Origin of the sequence: Shewanella sp. AC34-MNA-CIBAN-0136 (genome assembly GCF_040309945.1) — a bacterium.
GTDB lineage: Bacteria > Pseudomonadota > Gammaproteobacteria > Enterobacterales > Shewanellaceae > Shewanella.
Genome location: NZ_JBEOPJ010000005.1, coordinates 121832 through 141069 on the forward strand (window position 1 = coordinate 121832; position 19238 = coordinate 141069).

The window sequence follows — 19238 nt, forward strand, 5'->3', positions numbered from 1 at the left end:
GTAACAAAATGATCATCCATTTAACATGACAACATTTCAATAAAATATCCGCGTTCTGTTGCCACTGCATTTGTTTACCAATTGTGTCCATCGTTAACCTAAACCCGCACCACTTAACCCTAATTGTTGCTGTTGCTGATATTGGGCAAATTCTTGCAAAATTAATTCAGTAAATAATTGCCCTGCTCGACCAAGTGGTCGCTCTAAAGTTGATACTAATTGCGGTGTAAAACTAAACCGATTACCACCAATAAAATCAACTTCAATAAGTAGTCCTTGATGTAATTCTTCGGCAATTAAAAAATCCGGCATCCAACCAAAACCCAGGCCTTTAAGTAAAGCATTTTTTTTCATGATAAAGCCTGACAAATAAAAGACTTTATCGCCGCCAAATTGCATTTCATCGCGGTCACGTTTACCAGGAGATGAATCTTCGATGGTTAACTCAACATGTTGTTGCAATTCAGGCAAACTAATGTCTTTAAGATGACTTAATGGATGTTGTGATGACGCGACAAGCACGCTGGTAATAGCAGGTAGCGGTTTAGGATGATAAGAGGGGCCAGTACGATAATCCTTAACCAGCATTAAGTCGGCCTGGTCGCGCTCAAAGCGATGCTGTACCCCGCCTAAAAACTCCATATTAAGCTGCACTTTAGTCGGTATGTTGTGTTCTGACATGCGCTTAAGCGCGGTCATGATCGGTTCCATCGGTAAAGCACCGTCTATTACTAACTCAAGTTTGGGCTCCCAACCCTGACTAAAGCGACTGGCAAGATGTTCAATATTGGCTAAATGCTGTAACAGCCGTTGCCCTTCGGCCAAAATAACCTTACCTTCGGGTGTTAATTCCGCTCGATAATGATCTCGATTAAATAATGTCACGCCTAGATGTTGCTCTAGTTTTTTAATCTGATAGCTTACTGCCGATTGTGCCTTGTGTAATCGCTCTGAAGCTTTTGCAAAACTTCCTTCTTCAACAAGTACTTGCAGTACATTAAAGGCATCGATATCTATTCGCATAAGATTTCCACTGTCCCGTTATCCATACACAAATGTAAAGTTAACATAACAATCTAAAAAATAGATTGTGTTGAGTTATTTATTATTCTTTTTTTTGTTGATCTTTACCACTAAATTGTAAGTTAGATCACATATTGGTTTGCCCAATGCGATTAGGCCATAACAACAAATAACATAAACGCCACGACACTCGCAGTCGATTCACCATAGGACAATCAGATGCCATTCTATGTTAAACAAGGTCAGATCCCGACCAAACGTCACATTGCCTTCGAAAAAGACAATGGCGAGTTGTACCGTGAAGAATTATTTTCAACCCATGGCTTTTCGAATATCTACTCCAATAAATATCATCACAATATGCCAACCAAAGCGATAGACGTTCAACCTTACTCGTTATCTCATGGTGAACAATGGCAAGACTCATTAATTCAAAATTACAAATTAGACTCGCGCCAAGCCGACTGCCAAGGCAACTTTTTTAGCGCCCGAAATAAAATATTTTTCAATAATGATGTCGCCATGTACACCGCGAAAGTGACTGAAGACACCAATGAATTTTATCGAAATGCCTATGCTGACGAAGTGGTGTTTATTCACGAGGGTGAAGGCCAATTATTGAGTGAATACGGTGTCATTGAAACCAATAAATGGGATTACTTAATTATTCCACGCGGGACCACGTACCAACTTAAATTTAACGATTATCAAAATGTACGCTTGTTTGTTATTGAATCATCCTCAATGGTCGAAGTGCCAAAGCATTTCAGAAACGAATACGGCCAAATGCTTGAATCTGCACCTTACTGTGAACGAGACATTCGTACGCCAACCTTGGCTGATGCCGTGGTTGAAAAAGGTGAGTTTCCGTTAATGTGTAAATTTGGTGATCGCTATCAAAAAATGACACTGCAATGGCATCCATTTGACTTAGTAGGCTGGGATGGTTGCGTTTATCCTTGGGCATTTAACATCAGTGAATATGCACCCAAAGTTGGCAAGATTCATTTACCACCGTCTGAGCATTTAGTGTTTACTGCACACAATTTTGTCATTTGTAACTTTGTGCCACGCCCATACGATTTTCATCCGAAATCGATACCAGCACCTTATTACCACAACAACATCGACAGCGATGAAGTCTTGTATTACGTCGATGGTGACTTTATGAGCCGTACAGGCATTGAAGCGGGCTATATGACGTTACACCAAAAAGGTGTGCCGCATGGGCCTCAACCTGGTCGCACAGAAGCCTCTATCGGCAAAACCGAAACATACGAATATGCGGTGATGGTTGATACCTTCGCCCCACTGAATTTAACCGCTCATGTCAAAAATTGCATGAGTGATGATTACAACCGCTCTTGGTTAGAAAACTAAGACCACATTTATAGCTAACCCAAGTCACCAAAGAGTGATTGCGTGTTGACATAAAATAAAGGAAAACAAAATGGCAAGCGAACTAAATCCACTGGGCCTTTTAGGCATTGAATTCACCGAATTTGCTAGCCCAGATACAGAATACATGCACCAAGTATTCATTGATTTTGGTTTTTCGATGTTAAAAAAAACCAAAAATAATGACATTGTTTACTACAAACAAAATGACATTAACTTTCTATTGAATAAAGGCCGTGCAGGCTTTTCTGCAGAATTCGCCAAATCTCATGGTCCGGCTATTTGTTCAATGGGTTGGCGTGTAGAAGATGCACAGTTTGCATTTACAGAAGCCGTTGCCCGTGGTGCAAAACCAGCCGATGATGCCAATAAAGACATGCCCTACCCAGCTATTTACGGTATCGGCGACAGTCTGATTTATTTTATTGACACTTTTGGTGAACAAAACAATATTTATCAAACTGACTTTGTCGATTTAGAACAGCCTATCGTAACGCCTGAGAAAGGCTTTATGGAAGTCGACCATTTAACCAATAATGTCTACAAAGGCACCATGGAAAAATGGGCTAACTTTTATAAAGACATTTTTGGTTTTACCGAAGTGCGTTATTTCGATATCAGCGGCGCTCAAACTGCTTTGGTATCTTATGCGCTACGCTCTCCAGACGGCAGTTTCTGCATCCCGATTAACGAAGGTAAAGGTAATAACAAAAATCAGATTGATGAATACTTAGGTGAATACAATGGCCCAGGTGTTCAACATCTGGCATTCAGAAGTCGTGACATTGTGGCCTCACTCGATGCTATGGAAGGCACCTCAATCAAAACACTGGATATTATTCCTGAATATTACGACACCATTTTCGAGAAGTTGCCACAAGTGACCGAAGATCACGACCGTATCAAGCATCACCAGATTTTGGTTGATGGCGATGATGACGGTTATTTATTGCAAATTTTCACCAAAAATCTATTTGGGCCTATCTTCATTGAAATCATTCAACGTAAAAATAACCTTGGCTTTGGCGAAGGTAACTTTACCGCGTTGTTTGAATCGATTGAACGCGATCAAATGAAACGCGGCGTGCTGTAATTTTATAGACACGAAGTGATACATAAAAACCAGCAAATTGCTGGTTTTTATCATTTTAGGCCTTTACACTCTGCCATCTACATTCTAATCAAAGACCTTTCTAATGCCAGATTACGCCGTACTCGCTGTGTTTATTCCAACGTTCTTTTTTGTGTCTATCACCCCCGGTATGTGCATGACTTTAGCCATGACACTCGGCATGAGTATTGGTGTACGCAGAACCTTATGGATGATGTTAGGTGAATTAGTGGGCGTGGCGTTGGTCGCCATTGCAGCAGTACTTGGGGTTGCTAGCATCATGCTAAATTACCCACAGGTGTTCGATATTCTTAAGTGGGTGGGTGGCGCTTACCTTGGCTACATTGGCATTAATATGTGGCGTGCTAAAGGCAAAATGGCCATCATCACTGGTATTGAAGTTAAAGCCAGTCGCATGAGCTTAATCAGCCAAGGATTTATTACCGCGATTGCCAACCCTAAAGGTTGGGCTTTTATGATTTCGCTATTACCGCCGTTTATTAATGTTGATAATGCCGTTGGGCCACAACTCGCCGTTTTGCTTAGTATTATAATGGTCACCGAAAGTGTGTCGATGCTGGCTTATGCCAGCGGCGGTAAGAGTTTACGATTATTTTTAAGTCGAGGCGATAATATCCGCTGGATGAATCGTATCGCCGGAAGTTTAATGATACTGGTTGGTATTTGGCTAGCGCTAGGCTAACCCAGAAAGCACATTTGATGAGTAATTAACCTCATATTATTTTATGTATTTTCAATCGATTTATACGGCAGTTGTTCGCACATTTGCTGTATATAAATGTCGATATGAGCTTGCTCTTGTTGACAAAAAGCACCGATGGCATCATTAAAACCTTCATGAGCAACAAAATGGCTTGAGGTGGTTTTCACAGGACGAAAACCTCGAGCCACTTTATGTTCGCCTTGTGCTCCTGCATCAAAAACTAATAATTGATTAGCGATAGCGTACTCAATACCTTGGTAATAACATGCTTCAAAATGGACATAGTCGCATTCTGTTAACGCCCCCCAATAACGACCATATAAATGCGTGTCTGACACAAAATATAATGCTGATGCCACTAATTGTGCGTCACTATTTTCAATCAATAATAATCGGATCATTGAGCCCATTGTTGCTGCTATCTGCTCAAAGAATGCTGCCGACAAGTACCCTTTATGACCCGAACGCTTTAAATAAGTATTTTGATAACAACGCACAAAATCCTGCCATTGCTCTGCACTCGCCTTATCGCCATCGATAAATCGGAATTGTAGCTGTTGTCTTGCAGAAATTCGTTCTTTAGTGATGTTTTTGCGTTTACGTGACGTTAATGTACTCAGAAAGTCATTAAAATCAGCATAATTTTGGTTGTGCCAATGAAACTGACAACCAACACGCTCCATTACCCCTGCTTGTGCAAACTGTAGATGTTGCTCGGTATTGGTAAATAAACAATGCCAAGATGACCAACCCTGTTTAATGACAGTTTGTGACAGATAGGTTTGAATACCGTCAATCAAGGGCTGTTGATCGTGTTTTGGTAACCTTGGGTCAATACCAATACGTCGCCCAGTTGTAGGAGTAAAAGGTATACTGCCCACAAGCTTAGGGTAATAGCCTATATTGTGACGCTCATAAGCTTCTGCCCATGCCCAATCAAACACATATTCCCCCCAAGAATGACTTTTAAGGTACAAGGGCATCAATGCAATAATATTATCGCCATCCATCACCATAAGGTGCATCGGCGTCCAACCCGTTTCAGCACTAACACAGCGACTCATTTCCAGAGCGGATAAATATTCATGCCGGGTAAAAGGATGAGATGATCCAAAAAAGATATTCCATACTGAAGAATCTATATTGCTAATACTATTAACAAATTTATATTGATAAACTCGCGTTTGTGTTTGTTCCACCCACACCTACCCTATAATAATTAACACTCAACCGCTAAAACTCATACCAATTATTGCTATCATGTGGCATGTTCTATCACAGTATCTTCTCAATACACACCAAGGATTGATCGTGACACGATTCCCTAAATTAACACCGCTTTTTTTGAGCACCGCATTAACACTCACACTTTGTTATCCTGCGCTTCATATTGCTGACAGCCAAGCAAATGAAGCTTCAATCTTCAGTGAAATGGCAACGGCTCAGCCAATCTATGCTAAGCATGGCATGGTTTCAAGCCAAGAAGCCATAGCTAGCCAAATTGGTGTTGATATTTTAAAACAAGGTGGCAACGCGGTCGATGCGGCCGTAGCAGTGGCATATGCACTTGCAGTAACCTTACCTCGCGCGGGTAATATTGGTGGTGGTGGTTTTATGCTAGTGCATTTAGCCGAGCAAAATAAAACCATTGCTATCGATTACCGTGAAACAGCCCCTGCTAAAGCGCACAAAGATATCTTCCTTGATGAACAAGGCAATGCAGTTGACAAACTCAGTCGTGAGCATGGACTAGCTGTGGGCGTACCTGGAACCGTTATGGGGATGGAACTGGCCTTAAAACAATATGGCACCATGAAAATGGCGCAAGTGATCAAGCCTGCGATTAAGCTCGCCAAAGACGGTATAGTTGTTACTTCAGATCTATCAAACTCATTAGCGGGCCTTAAATCTCGTATTACTCAATGGCCAAGTTCAGCAGCAATTTTCTACCATGCCGACGGCAGTAATTATCAAGTCAATGAATTGCTCAAACAACCTGAGTTAGCACAGTCTTTATCGTTGATAGCCCAGAAAGGTAGTAAAGGGTTTTATCAAGGTGAAACGGCTGAAAAAATTGTCTCTGCGGTCCAAAATGCTGGCGGGGTAATGAGTTTAAATGATTTAGCTAACTACAAAGTTGTTGAGCGCGAACCGGTTCGAGGTAATTATCGAGGCTACGAAGTGGTATCTATGCCGCCGCCATCTTCAGGGGGTATTCATATTATCGAAATGCTCAATGTACTCGAGCAATTCCCCATTGATAAATTAGGCCACAATAGCGCAAACACTTTGCATCTTATGGCCGAAACCATGAAATATGCCTATGCTGATCGTAGTGAGTATTTAGGCGACCCAGATTTTGTTACTGTTCCTGTAAAACAATTGACTAGCAAACAATACGCAAAAGAGATTGCCAGTAAAATCGCCATCAATAAAACCACCCCTAGCAGCGAAATTAAGCCGGGGAAACTAGCACCATATGAGAGCGATCAAACTACCCACTTCTCGGTTATCGATAAATGGGGCAATGCAGTTGCTAACACCTATACCCTTAACTTCAGTTATGGTTCAGGCTTAGTCGCTAAAGGTACTGGGATTTTATTAAACAATGAAATGGATGACTTTTCGGTTAAACCAGGTACCCCTAATGGTTATGGCTTAATTGGTGGGGAAGCAAATGCAGTGCAAGGAAATAAGCGCCCTCTTAGCTCCATGAGTCCAACCATGGTAATGAAAGATGGCAAACCTTTCATTGTTACCGGCAGCCCTGGTGGCTCACGGATTATTAATATTACGCTGCAAATGATCATGAATGTGATTGATCATAACTTAAACATTGCCGAAGCAACCGCTGCTGCACGTATGCATCACCAATGGTTACCTGATTTTATTTGGGTGGAACATACATTGAATCGCGATACTATTTCATTACTTGAAGCCAAAGGTCACAAAGTGAAAGTGCAAGAATCGATTGGCAGTACTCAATCGATAATGATGACAGAGCAAGGTCTTTTTGGCGCTTCAGATCCAAGACGCGCGGGTTCTGCCGCCATCGGCTATTAATACCATTAACCATTACCCTTAAAGCAATAGCGGCTTTACATAATCTAAAGCCGCTATCATTGATAATAAAGTAACAAAAATCATTAACAATATCGTTCTCACGCTAGCGGTACTTACCTAATTCGAAATCATTTCGAATACATAAAAAGTTCATCTTGATGGTTCACAATTAAAATATGTTAAATCAAACATAAACTATATTAACTCACAAAAAATAACATATTCATCGCCTATCAAACTTGTTTATAATCATAGTGTTAAATGGACACCTCATTCAGGGGTGAATAATATTTTATTATATTAAAACAAAATCAATATTGTATTTCCAACGAGTTGAACAATACTAACATCGCAATGTGATTGTTTATTAAGCTTTAGCTTTTGTTAGTGATTTTATCCCATTATTTAAAGTGATATTATTGTAACCATGTTAAATAAATTGATTACATAAAGTTATATGCTGCTGACAAATTTAAAAATTAAGCACAGAATTACCCTACTTACTGTTGTCGCCATTTTGTCGTTTGTGATTTCTTTAATTATTAACAATCAAACTGGTGAAAACAATGCACAACGGTTAAACGGACTTCAAAACCAACTTTATCCCGCACTTAATCTAGCAACCATAAATCAAGGGTTGTTACTGCAATTAGATCAAACTATTCAGTCAGCAATAACCACAGGCGAAGAAGACAGCTTAGACATAGCTAAAACGATGGTGAAGCAAATTACGGATAATTTAAATGAGTTAGCCATTTTACTTCCAGCTGAAGAAATAAATACACAACAATTGATTCGTGACATTACCCTTTATCATGAAAATGCTAGAAGCCTTGCTGCCGAGTTTATAAAGGATGATGTTGACTTTAGTAAAATTCAAACTCAAGCGACAGATAATGCCAAGCGATATCAAACTTTAGTTAAACAATTTGCGGCCAAGAAGAAAGATTATTCAACAGAGTTTGAGCAACGGATCCAATTAACCATAGCCAGTACTGAACGTGCAGAAAATAGTCTAATGCTCATTGGTATTGCGGCTACAGTCGTCATGATTGCAGTAGGAGTCTTAGTTAATAAATCAATTATTAGTACTATCGACAATGTAACCCAGTCACTTCGTAACATATCCCAAGGTGAAGGCGATCTACGATCACGGATTCAGTATGCAGGCAAAGATGAAATAGCACAGCTTGTTTATTGGTTTAATCAATTTGTGTCTAAACTTCAATCGTCTATTGCCGATACAAAGAATACCACTGAAAATTTAACCGAAGTTGCAGCAACGTTACTCAGCGGCAGTCAATACAGTGAACTCAATGTACAGCAACAAAATGAATCCATTGAGCAGATATCACAAGCCATGAAAGAAATGTTTGTCAGTGTCACTCATATTGCTGAATACGCATCAAGCGCAGCGCTTGATGCTGAGAATGCCAACACTGAGGCAAAACAAGGCGTTGTTATTGTTAACGATGCTGTTATTACCATTAATACCTTGGCTGAAGAAGTACAGCAAACTGCGGTTGTCGTTAATCAATTGGACGCATATACCCATAATGTTAATGACATATTAGACACGATAAGAAGTATTGCAGATCAGACTAATTTACTCGCACTTAACGCTGCGATTGAAGCCGCGCGTGCTGGTGAACATGGGCGCGGGTTTGCGGTAGTTGCAGATGAAGTCAGAACATTGGCCTCTAGAACACAAACCTCGACCCAAGAAATCCAACAAGTGCTACAAGAATTACGCTCCACGTCTAAACAAGCCGTTGACGCGATGGATCGCGGTATTCACACTGCAGCAATAGGGGTTAAATCAACCTCTTTAGCCGGTGAAGCCTTACAACGTATAACAGGTAAAGTGAGTGCAATATCAGAGGTTAATGACCAAATTGCGGCTGCCACCGAAGAACAACATACAACTTCGGTGTTGATTCAGCAATATGTAGCTGAAATGGAAGCCGGTTCACAGAAAGTCAGGGTAACGACGGCTGATATGGGAGGGATCAGTGTTGATATTCAAAATATAAGTGAAAGACTACAATCAATTACTAACCAATTTAAGGTGTGAGATTGATTGTAAATGCAGTAGCAGAAAACCAAAAATATAAGCCCTAGAGGCATATTGAGTGATGATCAAGGAGTAACACCATGCAGTTTAATTTAAAAGTATTATCTGTTGCAATATCAATGGCAATGATACCTAACCTAGCAACAGCAGATGAAGCTGCTGATGCAAAAATAGCTAAGTTAGAGCAGCAAGTTCAAACGCTGCAAAAACAACAAAATGCTAGCCTAACTGACAAAGTAAAATTTAACGGCTTTATTAGTGGAGCCTATATCAGCTCTGACAATGATGCTGGTTATAATAATGCAGATTCAAGTGCTGATTTTAACGAAGACAGTAAATTAGGGCTACAAGGTACCTTTAACATTTCTGACAATACTCAAGCAGTATTACAGTTAATGATGCGCGGTAAATACGACTGGGAAGTTGAAGCAGAATGGGCCTATTTATCTCATCGCTTTGAAAACGGCGTCAAGATTCGTGGTGGTAAACTGCGAGTCCCTTTATTCATGTACTCTGATTACTTAGATGTTGGCTACGCACAGCCATTTGCTCGTCCACCACAAGAAGTATACGGCGCTATTCCGTTTTCGTCTTACACAGGCGCTGGCGTGTCATACGATGTTGAATATGATGACTCAACCTTAACAATGCAAGCCTTTGGTGGTGAGTCAGATGTTAAAAATTCAGCGGTTGAACTCAGTAACCTTATGGGTGCTAACCTGAGCTGGACTGACGAAATATGGACTTTACGTGCCGTATACGCTCAAGCACAACTAGACGGACCTATTGTTAATGAAGTTGACGTAACATTAGCGCCTGGAGTGAACACCCAAGCGAACTATACGGTATTAGAACTTGATGATGATAAAGGTTCTTTCGTCGGAGTGGGTGCAAGTTACGACAATGGTGAAGTCATTGCGATAACAGAATGGACTCGTTCAGAAATTGATAACGCTTACCCTGATATTGATTCTGGTTACTTAACATTAGGCTATCGTATTAAGGCATTTACGCCTTACGCTACTGTTGCTTATACGAAAACTCAAGATAATGATGAGCGTCTACCTTTATCTACAGCGGCTGCAATTCAGATGGTCGCCTTTAATGCTGAACGTATGGCTTACAGTATTGGTTTGCGATGGGATGCAATTGATAACGTTGCGATTAAATTTGATGTCACCTACGCCGATGATTTTGGTGACACTTCAGGTGGATTCTTAGGCAACAACTTGGACACGTCAACAGGTAAATTCACTTACGATGACACCTTGATTTACACCGTTAAATTCGACGCAGTATTTTAAGGGGTATGATAATGAAAAAATTATTAACAATTTTAGCACTAAGTTTAACTGCCGTTACCTCAGCTAATGCTGCTGTAGTGATTATTGGCAATCCTGCTGCTGCAGATATTTCAATTAATGATGTAAAAAAAGCTTTTTTAGGTAAAGGGGATTCTTCAGTCGTCGTTTACGAATTAGAAGAAGGTAATCCTATTCGCAGTGAGTTTCATCAAGCTGTTACCGGTAAGTCAGATGCTCAACTGAAAGCATTTTGGTCTAAGCAAGTCTTCACCGGTAAAGGTACTCCACCTCCTGCGGTTTCTGGTGCAAGTGCGATGAAATCAGCAATTGCAAGCAATCCAAATGCCATTGGCTACATTGATGAAGCAGACGTTGATGCCACAGTAAAAATCATACTGAAGCCATAGATTGATTACTACTGTGATTAACTCACCATAAAAACGTGAGCACATAATCACCGATCTTAGTTAATTGGAAGATGAAATATAAACCGAGTAATGATATTTATTGCTCGGTTTTTTTATGACTAACCTAATAAAAAATCAGCACCAAAACTTGTTTGGTTTATAACCATCATTTATAACGTCGAATTAGATGATGACGAGCAAAAGCAATATATCGCACTCTATCCTTAATAGCTTATCGAGTTAAATTTAACAATTCAATATTACGTAAATTCTGGCGAATATAAAATACTCAATTATTCGTTGCGTTATTTCGCCACATTTTTGCCGAAGAAAAATAACACCACTTATTAACATTGACACCGTAACATTAACATTGCGTAGCCTGTTATCATTTCTGATGATGATTAATTGCGCAATCTCACTCACGAATAGATTTTATTTAGCCTTGTATCACAATTTATTCATATCTTATGCTTATAATCAGCGCGGTGTTTTCATTTTATTATCAAAATAGTTAAGGAACGTTAACACTACGTAAGAGGCAAAAACAAAAAATACGCCTCGGGGTCAAATAAATATAGAGAGTAAATTATGTTAAATAAAACACTTCTTGCCGTTGTTATCGCTGGTGCACTGGGACTCGGCGGTTGCGGCTCTGATAATGACGATCAAACAAGTACTGTTACTGCAGATATCAAGTTACGTGTAATGGAAACGACTGATCTTCATACCAATATGATGGATTACAACTATTACTCAGGGAAAGATGATAAGACCATTGGTCTGGTACGTACAGCAAGTTTAATCAATGCAGCACGCGCCGAAGTCACTAACTCAGTTTTATTAGATAACGGTGATTTATTGCAAGGTAGCCCTATGGGAGATTACATTGCCAATAAATTCAAAACTGACAGCAACATGTTAACCGACACACACCCAGTGTACAAAGCAATGAATACACTAGATTATGAAGTAGGTAATATTGGTAACCATGAATTTAATTATGGCTTAACATTTCTTGAGCAATCAATATCGGGTGCAAATTTCCCCTACATTAACTCGAACGTAATTTGTGCTGATAAAGATGGTTGCTGGGGTGATGTGCTATTTAATGAAAACATGTTCACACCGTATATCATTAAAGACAAAGTTGTTATCGATGTTGACGGTAATGAACACACAATCAAAATCGGTTATATCGGTTTTGTACCACCACAGGTTTTACAATGGGATAAAGCTAACTTAGACGGTAAAGTTGAAGTCTTAGGCATTGTTCAAGCGGCTAATAAGTTTATTCCGCAAATGAAAGCTGAAGGTGCTGATATTATTTTAGCCATTCCGCATTCTGGTATTGGTTCAAGTGAAAACCCTGGCGATCCATGGGCAGAAAACGCCACTTATGCACTCACCAATGTTGATGGTATTGATGCTATATTCTTTGGCCACAGCCACTCAGTTTTCCCAGCCGCAAGCTATAGCGATTTACCGAACACTGACGTAGAAAAAGGGCTATTAAACGGCATTCCAGCTGTAATGCCTGGTCGTTGGGGTGATAACTTAGGTGTGGTTGACTTAGTTGTACGCCAAGTAGAAGGGAAATGGACCGTAATTCATGAAGAATCAACGGCTAAAGCACGCCCAATTTACGACAATGCTAATAAAGTAGCATTGGTTGAAGGTGAAGCGAGCTTACGTGATGCAATTGAAATTGAACATAATGGTACTATCGAATATGTTAGCCAACCTATTGGGGTTGCTGCCGCTAACATGTACAGCTTCTTAACGTTAGTTCAAGATGATCCAACGGTTCAGATTGTATCTAATGCTCAAATAGCGCGTGTTAAAACATTAATTACTGATGATTTAAAAGATTTGCCAATCTTGTCAGCTTCGGCACCATTTAAAGCCGGTGGACGTTATGCTGAAGGAGATGCAAGCCAATATGTACAAGTTGATGCTGGCGACCTTTCGTATAAAAACGCAGCTGACTTATACCTTTATCCAAATACTATGGTTGCAGTTAAAGCCACCGGTGCGGAATTAAAAGATTGGTTAGAATGTTCTGCCAACCAGTTTAATCAAATTGATCCAACCATCAGTGCCCCACAAAATTTAATTAATCGCGCAGGCCACCCAACCTATAACTTCGACGTTATTGATGGCCTAACTTACAAAATTGATGTAACTCAACCAACTAAGTTTGACCGTAGCTGTGAAGTTGTTAACGCCGGTGCTAACCGTATTGTTGACTTAGCTTACACTGCTGCCGATGGTACGGTTATTACGGGTGATGATTTAGCCGCTATGTCATTTGTAGTGGCATCAAATAACTACCGTGCATTTGGTGGTTCATTTGCGGGCACCGGTTCTGACCACGTAGTGCTAGAACTGCCAGATACCAACCGTGATGCATTATCAGCTTATATTACTGAGCAATCACAACCAAATGCAACTGGCGGATATGATGCTATGGTCGATCCATCAGCTGATTACAACTGGGATTTTAAAACTATTGATAATGCAACTGTTGCATTAGACATTCGTTTTGAAACTCAAGATAGCGATGTTGCTGACAAGTTTGTTGCTGATAATCAACAACGTAAAATGGTGAAGTTACCTACAACAGCTGATGTTGTCGCAGGCTTTGCGATTTATAGCATCGACCTAACGACACCTGTTGCTGCTAAATAATTATTAGCGGACTCAATACAAAGAAGGCGCTTTATGCGCCTTCTTTATTTTTATAGTTCTGGCCTAAAATATGGCCACACAACTTAAATACAGTCACCATTATTTAAACAATGAGTTTGCAAACTATTACTCTTCAAACAACTGCGCCATTTTTTGAATATGCACTAATGAAACGTGATGTTGATTTCGTTGTGCACAAAGCTGTTGATGTTGGTCATCATCTGGATTCCCTACTAATACCACTTTAACTTGATAGCCTAACGCTTTTGCTGCTGCGTCATAAGCCATAAATTCCCACTTGGCGATATTAGTATTATCACAAATAACTATTGGTTCATTTCGCGCCAACGCCTGAATAAAAGCCGTTAAATTAGCCTGATGATATTGGCCAATTTTTTGCGGATTAAAGCGATATTGTCCCTGTTGATAAAAATAGCGATCTGTAGAGAATAGACCATGCTGTCGGATATGAATCGCCTGCTCAATGCCTTGAGAAATAATAAATTGTTCAACCCAATAAGACTTACCACTGCCAGGTAAACCACGCATTATAATCGCCAGCTTTGACGGCATCACGTCATTTACCGCTCTATCAACTAACGTTTCACTCACTTCCAACCACCTTACCTGCTAAAATATCGTCAACTAACTTAGGTAAAATATCACCCGCTTTTCCGGTAAAATGATATTGAAACTGACTATGACGGTCTGCAGGATCAAGGTTAACCTCCACAGTTTGAGCACCGTGGTGATTCGCACTATCGACAAAGCCTGCCGCGGGATAAACCGTACCAGATGTGCCAATCGCAATAAATAAGTCACAGTGGTCTAAAGCGTCGTGGATTCTGTCCATACCAAAAGGCATTTCCCCAAACCACACAATATGTGGCCGCAAGCGTTTTCCCGGGATACAACAAGTGCAACAGTTTTCAGCACCAAAAGGTTCACGTAATACAAAGGTTTGTAATGATTGTGGGCATCGACCTTTTGCTAATTCGCCGTGCATATGCAGTAATCGTTTAGACCCTGCCCGCTCGTGTAAATCATCAACATTTTGGGTTATCACTAGCAATTCACCCGTAAATTCTGTTTCAAGTTTCGCGAGTGCTAAATGTGCTGCATTTGGAATGACATCATCACTGTGTAATTGTTGCCAGCGGCTATTATAAAAACGCTCCACTAACTCGATATCTCTTGCATAGCCTTCAGGAGTGGCAACATCTTCAATATGATGCTGTTCCCATAAACCATGCTGATCTCTAAACGTGCTCATACCCGACTCAGCTGAAATACCTGCGCCGGTCAGCACTACAATTTGCCGGTACATTGTTTGTCCTTTATTGTGATGATGTAAAATAAAATGTAATGACTTTTAATACAATATCAAAAATACGTACTCAGGTTACAAAATGTTGTCACTACACGGTCTAAAAATTCACATAAAATTCATGTTATAGATTTGATAATAATATCGGATATCCGAATAGGTACAATAATCCCTTAGTATAAGTAAGCTTATTGAGAGATCCTTAACAAATAATATCAGCTTAAGTGACTGTTTTACTAAATATCCTCTATATAGGTTGATAAAGCAGCTTAAGAGGTTTATGTTTTTAGACTCAAGACATATAATGATTAGAATATCCACCGATGAACCGATTGGTTCTGCAATCAAGAGATTAGCAATGACAGATGGAAATCAAGCACTCAAAAAAGCCGGATTAAAAATAACTCTGCCGCGAGTTAAAATTCTAGAACTGATGCAATCCCCAGACAACCAGCATATCAGTGCAGAAGACTTATATAAAAAGTTACTCGAAATAGGCGAGGAAATTGGTCTCGCTACTGTATACAGAGTATTAAACCAGTTCGATGATGCGGGCATTCTAAATCGTCATCATTTTGAAAGTGGTAAAGCGGTGTTTGAAATGTCGACTCAACAACACCATGATCATTTAGTGTGTTTAACCTGTGATAAAGTGATTGAGTTTACTGACGACGTAATTGAACGTCGCCAAGATGAAATCGCCATGCGTCATAACATCAAGCTGACTCACCATAGCTTGTACCTTTATGGCCATTGCACCAATGATACTTGTGATCACGCTGACGAATAGTCAGTATGTGAGCAACAAACAAACCAGCAAATTTGCTGGTTTTTTATTGGTTGAAATTTATCATCTGCATCACTTTTTTGGGGAAAAGTATAAAACCGGGAGTCGTGCATAGCACACAAGTGCGGATGGCATTGTAAAGTCTTATTAAATAAATACGCTTAAATTAACAGTGTTAACCATAGACTGAAACTCAGCACAGATAGCAAGGTCGATAATACCACTGTGCTGCCCAAGGTTGATTCATGCTGTTTAAGCTCTGTAGCAATTAAATAAGCATTAACACCTAATGGCGAGGCGCTAAGTAACACTAACATGGCCGTATTTTGTAATGTTAACTGAAACACAAAATGCGCCATCACATACACTAATGCGGGTAACAAGATAATTTTCAAACTGCTTGCCACTAATGCTAAACGCCAATGATCGCCAATCCGATAGAAACTTAAATTAGCGCCTAGAACAAATAATGCACAGGCTAATGCCGGTTTTGCGAGTAATGCTAGCCCTGCACTAAGCTGATCCCCCAAGTTAATACTTATCGCATTAGCTAAAATGCCCAAGCTAATGCTCATCACCACCGGATTGAGTAGCATAGAGCGAGTAAATCGACGCCACGAAAAGCCTTGCTCTTGCGCGCATGCCGCTAAGATAAATGTCAGTGCAAACAGGGTGGCGCTATGAAAAGTAATGATCATAAATACCTGCCCTATCATTGCTGGGCCTAATGCCGCGATAATAATGGGTAAACCTACCAATACCGTATTGGAATAACTGGCGCCCAACGCGAATACCGCACTGGCATCACACCCCTGCATCGCTATTGGACTAAAGTGTCGATTAATTCGGTAACCTATAGCAAACACTAACAACACTGGTAAATAAAAAGCCAGCAATGCAAATGGATCAATGCTTTGCGCTAATGGTGCTGCCAGCATATTGATAAATAAAAATGCCGGAATACTAACATAAAAAGTAAATTTGCTGATCCCGGCAATGTGTTCTTTATTAAAGAAACCCACTCGGGTTAATACAAAACCTAATACCACCATAAAAATTAACGGAAATATAATACTGATGATGGCCATACTTACCTTACAAATACCGAACTAAATGCCAACTGATTGTCTATTATAATAATATGAAAAATATAACAGTATGAAAAATAGTGTAAAAAAAACCAATAAAAAAGGCGCCTAAGCGCCTTTTTCAAGCCGAGTAAATATTACCAGCCAGTACGAATACGTAGTGCTTTACCAATGTCAGCTAAAGAGCGAACAGTCGTAACGCCTGCAGCTTCAAGAGCAGCAAACTTATCTTCAGCAGTACCTTTACCACCAGCGATAATTGCGCCAGCATGGCCCATGCGCTTACCTTCTGGTGCAGTAACACCAGCAATGTAAGATACAACAGGCTTAGTTACGTGTGCTTTGATATATTCAGCAGCTTCTTCTTCTGCATTACCACCGATTTCACCGATCATTACAATCGCTTCAGTCTGTGGATCGTTTTGGAACATTTCCAATACGTCAATGAAGTTAGTACCAGGAATTGGATCACCACCGATACCTACACAAGTAGATTGGCCGAAACCTTCATCAGTAGTTTGCTTAACTGCTTCGTACGTTAATGTACCAGAGCGTGAAACAATACCAACTTTACCAGGTAAATGGATGTGACCAGGCATGATACCAATCTTACATTCACCAGGCGTGATAACACCTGGGCAGTTAGGACCAATCATGCGAGTGCCAGTTTCTTCAAGCTTCACTTTCACTTGCAGCATATCAAGTGTTGGGATGCCTTCAGTGATACAAACGATTAACTCAAGGCCAGCATCGATTGCTTCAAGGATAGCATCTTTACAAAAAGGTGCTGGTACGTAGATAACAGTTGCAGTTGCACCTGTTGCCGCTACAGCATCTTTAACTGTGTTAAAGACTGGAAGACCTAAGTGAGTTTGACCACCTTTTCCAGGAGAAACACCACCAACCATTTGCGTGCCATAAGCAATCGCCTGTTCAGAGTGAAAAGTACCCTGACCACCAGTGAAACCTTGACAGATCACCTTGGTATCTTTGTTAATTAAAACAGACATTATTTGCCCTCCGCAGCTTTAACAACTTGCTCAGCCGCGTCAGTTAGACTTGTAGCCGCGATGATATCAAGACCAGACTTAGCCAATACTTCACGACCTAATTCGGCGTTAGTACCTTCAAGACGAACAACAACTGGCACTTTAACGCCAACTTCTTTAACCGCACCGATAATACCTTCAGCGATCATATCGCAACGCACGATACCACCGAAGATGTTAACCAATACTGCTTTAACATTGCTGTCAGAAAGAATGATCTTAAAGGCTTCAGCAACACGTTCTTTAGTTGCTCCACCGCCAACGTCTAAAAAGTTAGCTGGCTTGCCACCGTGTAGGTTTACGATGTCCATTGTACCCATTGCTAGGCCGGCACCGTTAACCATACAACCTACATTACCGTCTAAAGCAACATAGTTTAATTCAAATTTTGCAGCATGTGCTTCACGAGCATCATCTTGTGATGGATCGTGCATCGCTTTGATTTTTGGCTGACGGAATAATGCGTTGCCATCAATACCAATTTTGCCATCTAAACAATGAAGGTTGCCTTCAGTGGTGATAACAAGTGGATTGATTTCTAATAACGCAAAATCATGGTCGTTAAACATGTTCGCTAGACCCATAAAGATCTTAGTAAACTGCTTCATTTGTGTTGGGTTTAAACCTAACTTGAAGCCAAGATCGCGAGCTTGGAAAGCCTGAGGACCTGTTAACGGATCAATGATAGCTGTGTGAATAAGCTCTGGCGTATGTTCAGCCACAGTTTCAATATCAACACCACCTTCAGTCGACGCCATGAACACTACACGACGTGTGCTACGGTCAACAACTGCACCTAAGTACAATTCATTGGCGATGTCAGTGCAGCTTTCAACTAGAATTTTAGCAACTGGCTGACCTTTAGCGTCAGTCTGGTACGTTACTAAGTTCTTACCTAACCAGTTTTCAGCGAATGCTCTGATTTCGTCTTTACTTCCGGTAACTTTAACGCCACCTGCTTTACCACGGCCGCCAGCGTGTACTTGACACTTAACAACCCATAGGTTCCCGCCAATGTGGCCAGCTGCTTCAACTGCTTCTTGAGCGGTATCACATGCAAAGCCTTCAGAGACTGGTAAACCATATTCGGCAAATAAAGATTTTGCCTGATACTCATGCAAATTCATGATGATCTATCCATATACTTCTAATCAAATCCAACTGGCTCAATATGAGCCAGCGACGAGGGTTT

At 40.4% G+C, this 19238-nt stretch carries 16 protein-coding genes; 9 read left to right on the forward strand and 7 right to left on the reverse strand.

The features are described from left to right. Nucleotides 1-93: 93 nt before the first annotated feature. Complete coding sequence (locus AAEY94_RS06660; protein ID WP_350978089.1) at nucleotides 94-1023, reverse strand: LysR family transcriptional regulator; 930 nt, start codon at nucleotides 1021-1023, stop codon at nucleotides 94-96. 219 nt (nucleotides 1024-1242) lie between these two features. Here AAEY94_RS06660 and AAEY94_RS06665 point away from each other — a divergent pair, with 219 nt between their 5' ends. From AAEY94_RS06665 to AAEY94_RS06675, 3 genes are all read left to right on the forward strand, one after another. After that, on the forward strand, nucleotides 1243-2403 hold the full coding sequence (locus AAEY94_RS06665; RefSeq protein ID WP_192115070.1) for a homogentisate 1,2-dioxygenase: 1161 nt from the start codon (nucleotides 1243-1245) through the stop codon (nucleotides 2401-2403). A gap of 70 nt (nucleotides 2404-2473) precedes the next feature. Continuing rightward, complete coding sequence (gene hppD, locus AAEY94_RS06670; RefSeq protein WP_162023320.1) at nucleotides 2474-3514, forward strand: 4-hydroxyphenylpyruvate dioxygenase; 1041 nt, start codon at nucleotides 2474-2476, stop codon at nucleotides 3512-3514. 103 nt (nucleotides 3515-3617) lie between these two features. Then, on the forward strand, nucleotides 3618-4235 hold the full coding sequence (locus AAEY94_RS06675; RefSeq protein WP_101086908.1) for a LysE family translocator: 618 nt from the start codon (nucleotides 3618-3620) through the stop codon (nucleotides 4233-4235). Nucleotides 4236-4276: 41 nt separating this feature from the next. Here the strand turns inward: AAEY94_RS06675 and AAEY94_RS06680 are convergent, their stop codons facing one another. Continuing rightward, nucleotides 4277-5455 carry a GNAT family N-acetyltransferase gene (locus AAEY94_RS06680; RefSeq protein WP_182743919.1) on the reverse strand — a complete coding sequence of 393 codons (1179 nt, stop codon included), beginning with the start codon at nucleotides 5453-5455 and terminating at the stop codon, nucleotides 4277-4279. 112 nt (nucleotides 5456-5567) lie between these two features. On the opposite strand from AAEY94_RS06680, the gene ggt reads away from it, so the two are divergent. The 5 genes from ggt to AAEY94_RS06705 all read left to right on the forward strand — a co-directional run bounded on the left by ggt (nucleotide 5568) and on the right by AAEY94_RS06705 (nucleotide 13795). Further along, a complete protein-coding gene (gene ggt / locus AAEY94_RS06685) occupies nucleotides 5568-7319 on the forward strand; it encodes a gamma-glutamyltransferase (protein WP_182743920.1) in 1752 nt (583 codons plus the stop codon). Between the two features lie 457 nt (nucleotides 7320-7776). Beyond that, a complete protein-coding gene (locus AAEY94_RS06690; protein WP_350978090.1) occupies nucleotides 7777-9393 on the forward strand; it encodes a methyl-accepting chemotaxis protein in 1617 nt (538 codons plus the stop codon). An 80-nt stretch (nucleotides 9394-9473) separates the two neighbouring features. Next, nucleotides 9474-10697, forward strand: a complete 1224-nt coding sequence (locus tag AAEY94_RS06695; RefSeq protein WP_350978091.1) for a porin family protein — start codon at nucleotides 9474-9476, stop codon at nucleotides 10695-10697. An 11-nt stretch (nucleotides 10698-10708) separates the two neighbouring features. Beyond that, complete coding sequence (locus tag AAEY94_RS06700) at nucleotides 10709-11104, forward strand: type 2 periplasmic-binding domain-containing protein (RefSeq protein ID WP_192115073.1); 396 nt, start codon at nucleotides 10709-10711, stop codon at nucleotides 11102-11104. A gap of 591 nt (nucleotides 11105-11695) precedes the next feature. Beyond that, the gene (locus tag AAEY94_RS06705) at nucleotides 11696-13795 is read left to right on the forward strand and encodes a bifunctional 2',3'-cyclic-nucleotide 2'-phosphodiesterase/3'-nucleotidase (RefSeq protein ID WP_182743923.1); all 2100 of its coding nucleotides are present in this window, start codon (nucleotides 11696-11698) and stop codon (nucleotides 13793-13795) included. 126 nt (nucleotides 13796-13921) lie between these two features. Here the strand turns inward: AAEY94_RS06705 and AAEY94_RS06710 are convergent, their stop codons facing one another. Further along, on the reverse strand, nucleotides 13922-14368 hold the full coding sequence (locus AAEY94_RS06710; protein WP_162024356.1) for an ATP-binding protein: 447 nt from the start codon (nucleotides 14366-14368) through the stop codon (nucleotides 13922-13924). A 31-nt stretch (nucleotides 14369-14399) separates the two neighbouring features. Next, a complete protein-coding gene (cobB, locus tag AAEY94_RS06715; RefSeq protein ID WP_182743924.1) occupies nucleotides 14400-15122 on the reverse strand; it encodes a Sir2 family NAD+-dependent deacetylase in 723 nt (240 codons plus the stop codon). Between the two features lie 358 nt (nucleotides 15123-15480). Between cobB and fur the strand changes: the two genes are divergently transcribed. Beyond that, nucleotides 15481-15912, forward strand: coding sequence for a ferric iron uptake transcriptional regulator (fur, locus tag AAEY94_RS06720; protein ID WP_101086900.1), 432 nt, complete (start codon nucleotides 15481-15483; stop codon nucleotides 15910-15912). Nucleotides 15913-16070: 158 nt separating this feature from the next. Here fur and AAEY94_RS06725 read toward each other — a convergent pair whose 3' ends face one another. The 3 genes from AAEY94_RS06725 to sucC form a co-directional block, all read right to left on the reverse strand. Next, the gene (locus AAEY94_RS06725; RefSeq protein ID WP_192115074.1) at nucleotides 16071-16997 is read right to left on the reverse strand and encodes an AEC family transporter; all 927 of its coding nucleotides are present in this window, start codon (nucleotides 16995-16997) and stop codon (nucleotides 16071-16073) included. 137 nt (nucleotides 16998-17134) lie between these two features. Then, on the reverse strand, nucleotides 17135-18007 hold the full coding sequence (gene sucD, locus AAEY94_RS06730; RefSeq protein WP_101086898.1) for a succinate--CoA ligase subunit alpha: 873 nt from the start codon (nucleotides 18005-18007) through the stop codon (nucleotides 17135-17137). Next, nucleotides 18007-19173: an ADP-forming succinate--CoA ligase subunit beta gene (sucC, locus tag AAEY94_RS06735; RefSeq protein WP_101086897.1), complete on the reverse strand. Its 1167-nt coding sequence runs from the start codon at nucleotides 19171-19173 to the stop codon at nucleotides 18007-18009. The genes sucD and sucC overlap by 1 nt, the downstream gene beginning before the upstream one ends. Between the last annotated feature and the right edge of the window lie 65 nt (nucleotides 19174-19238).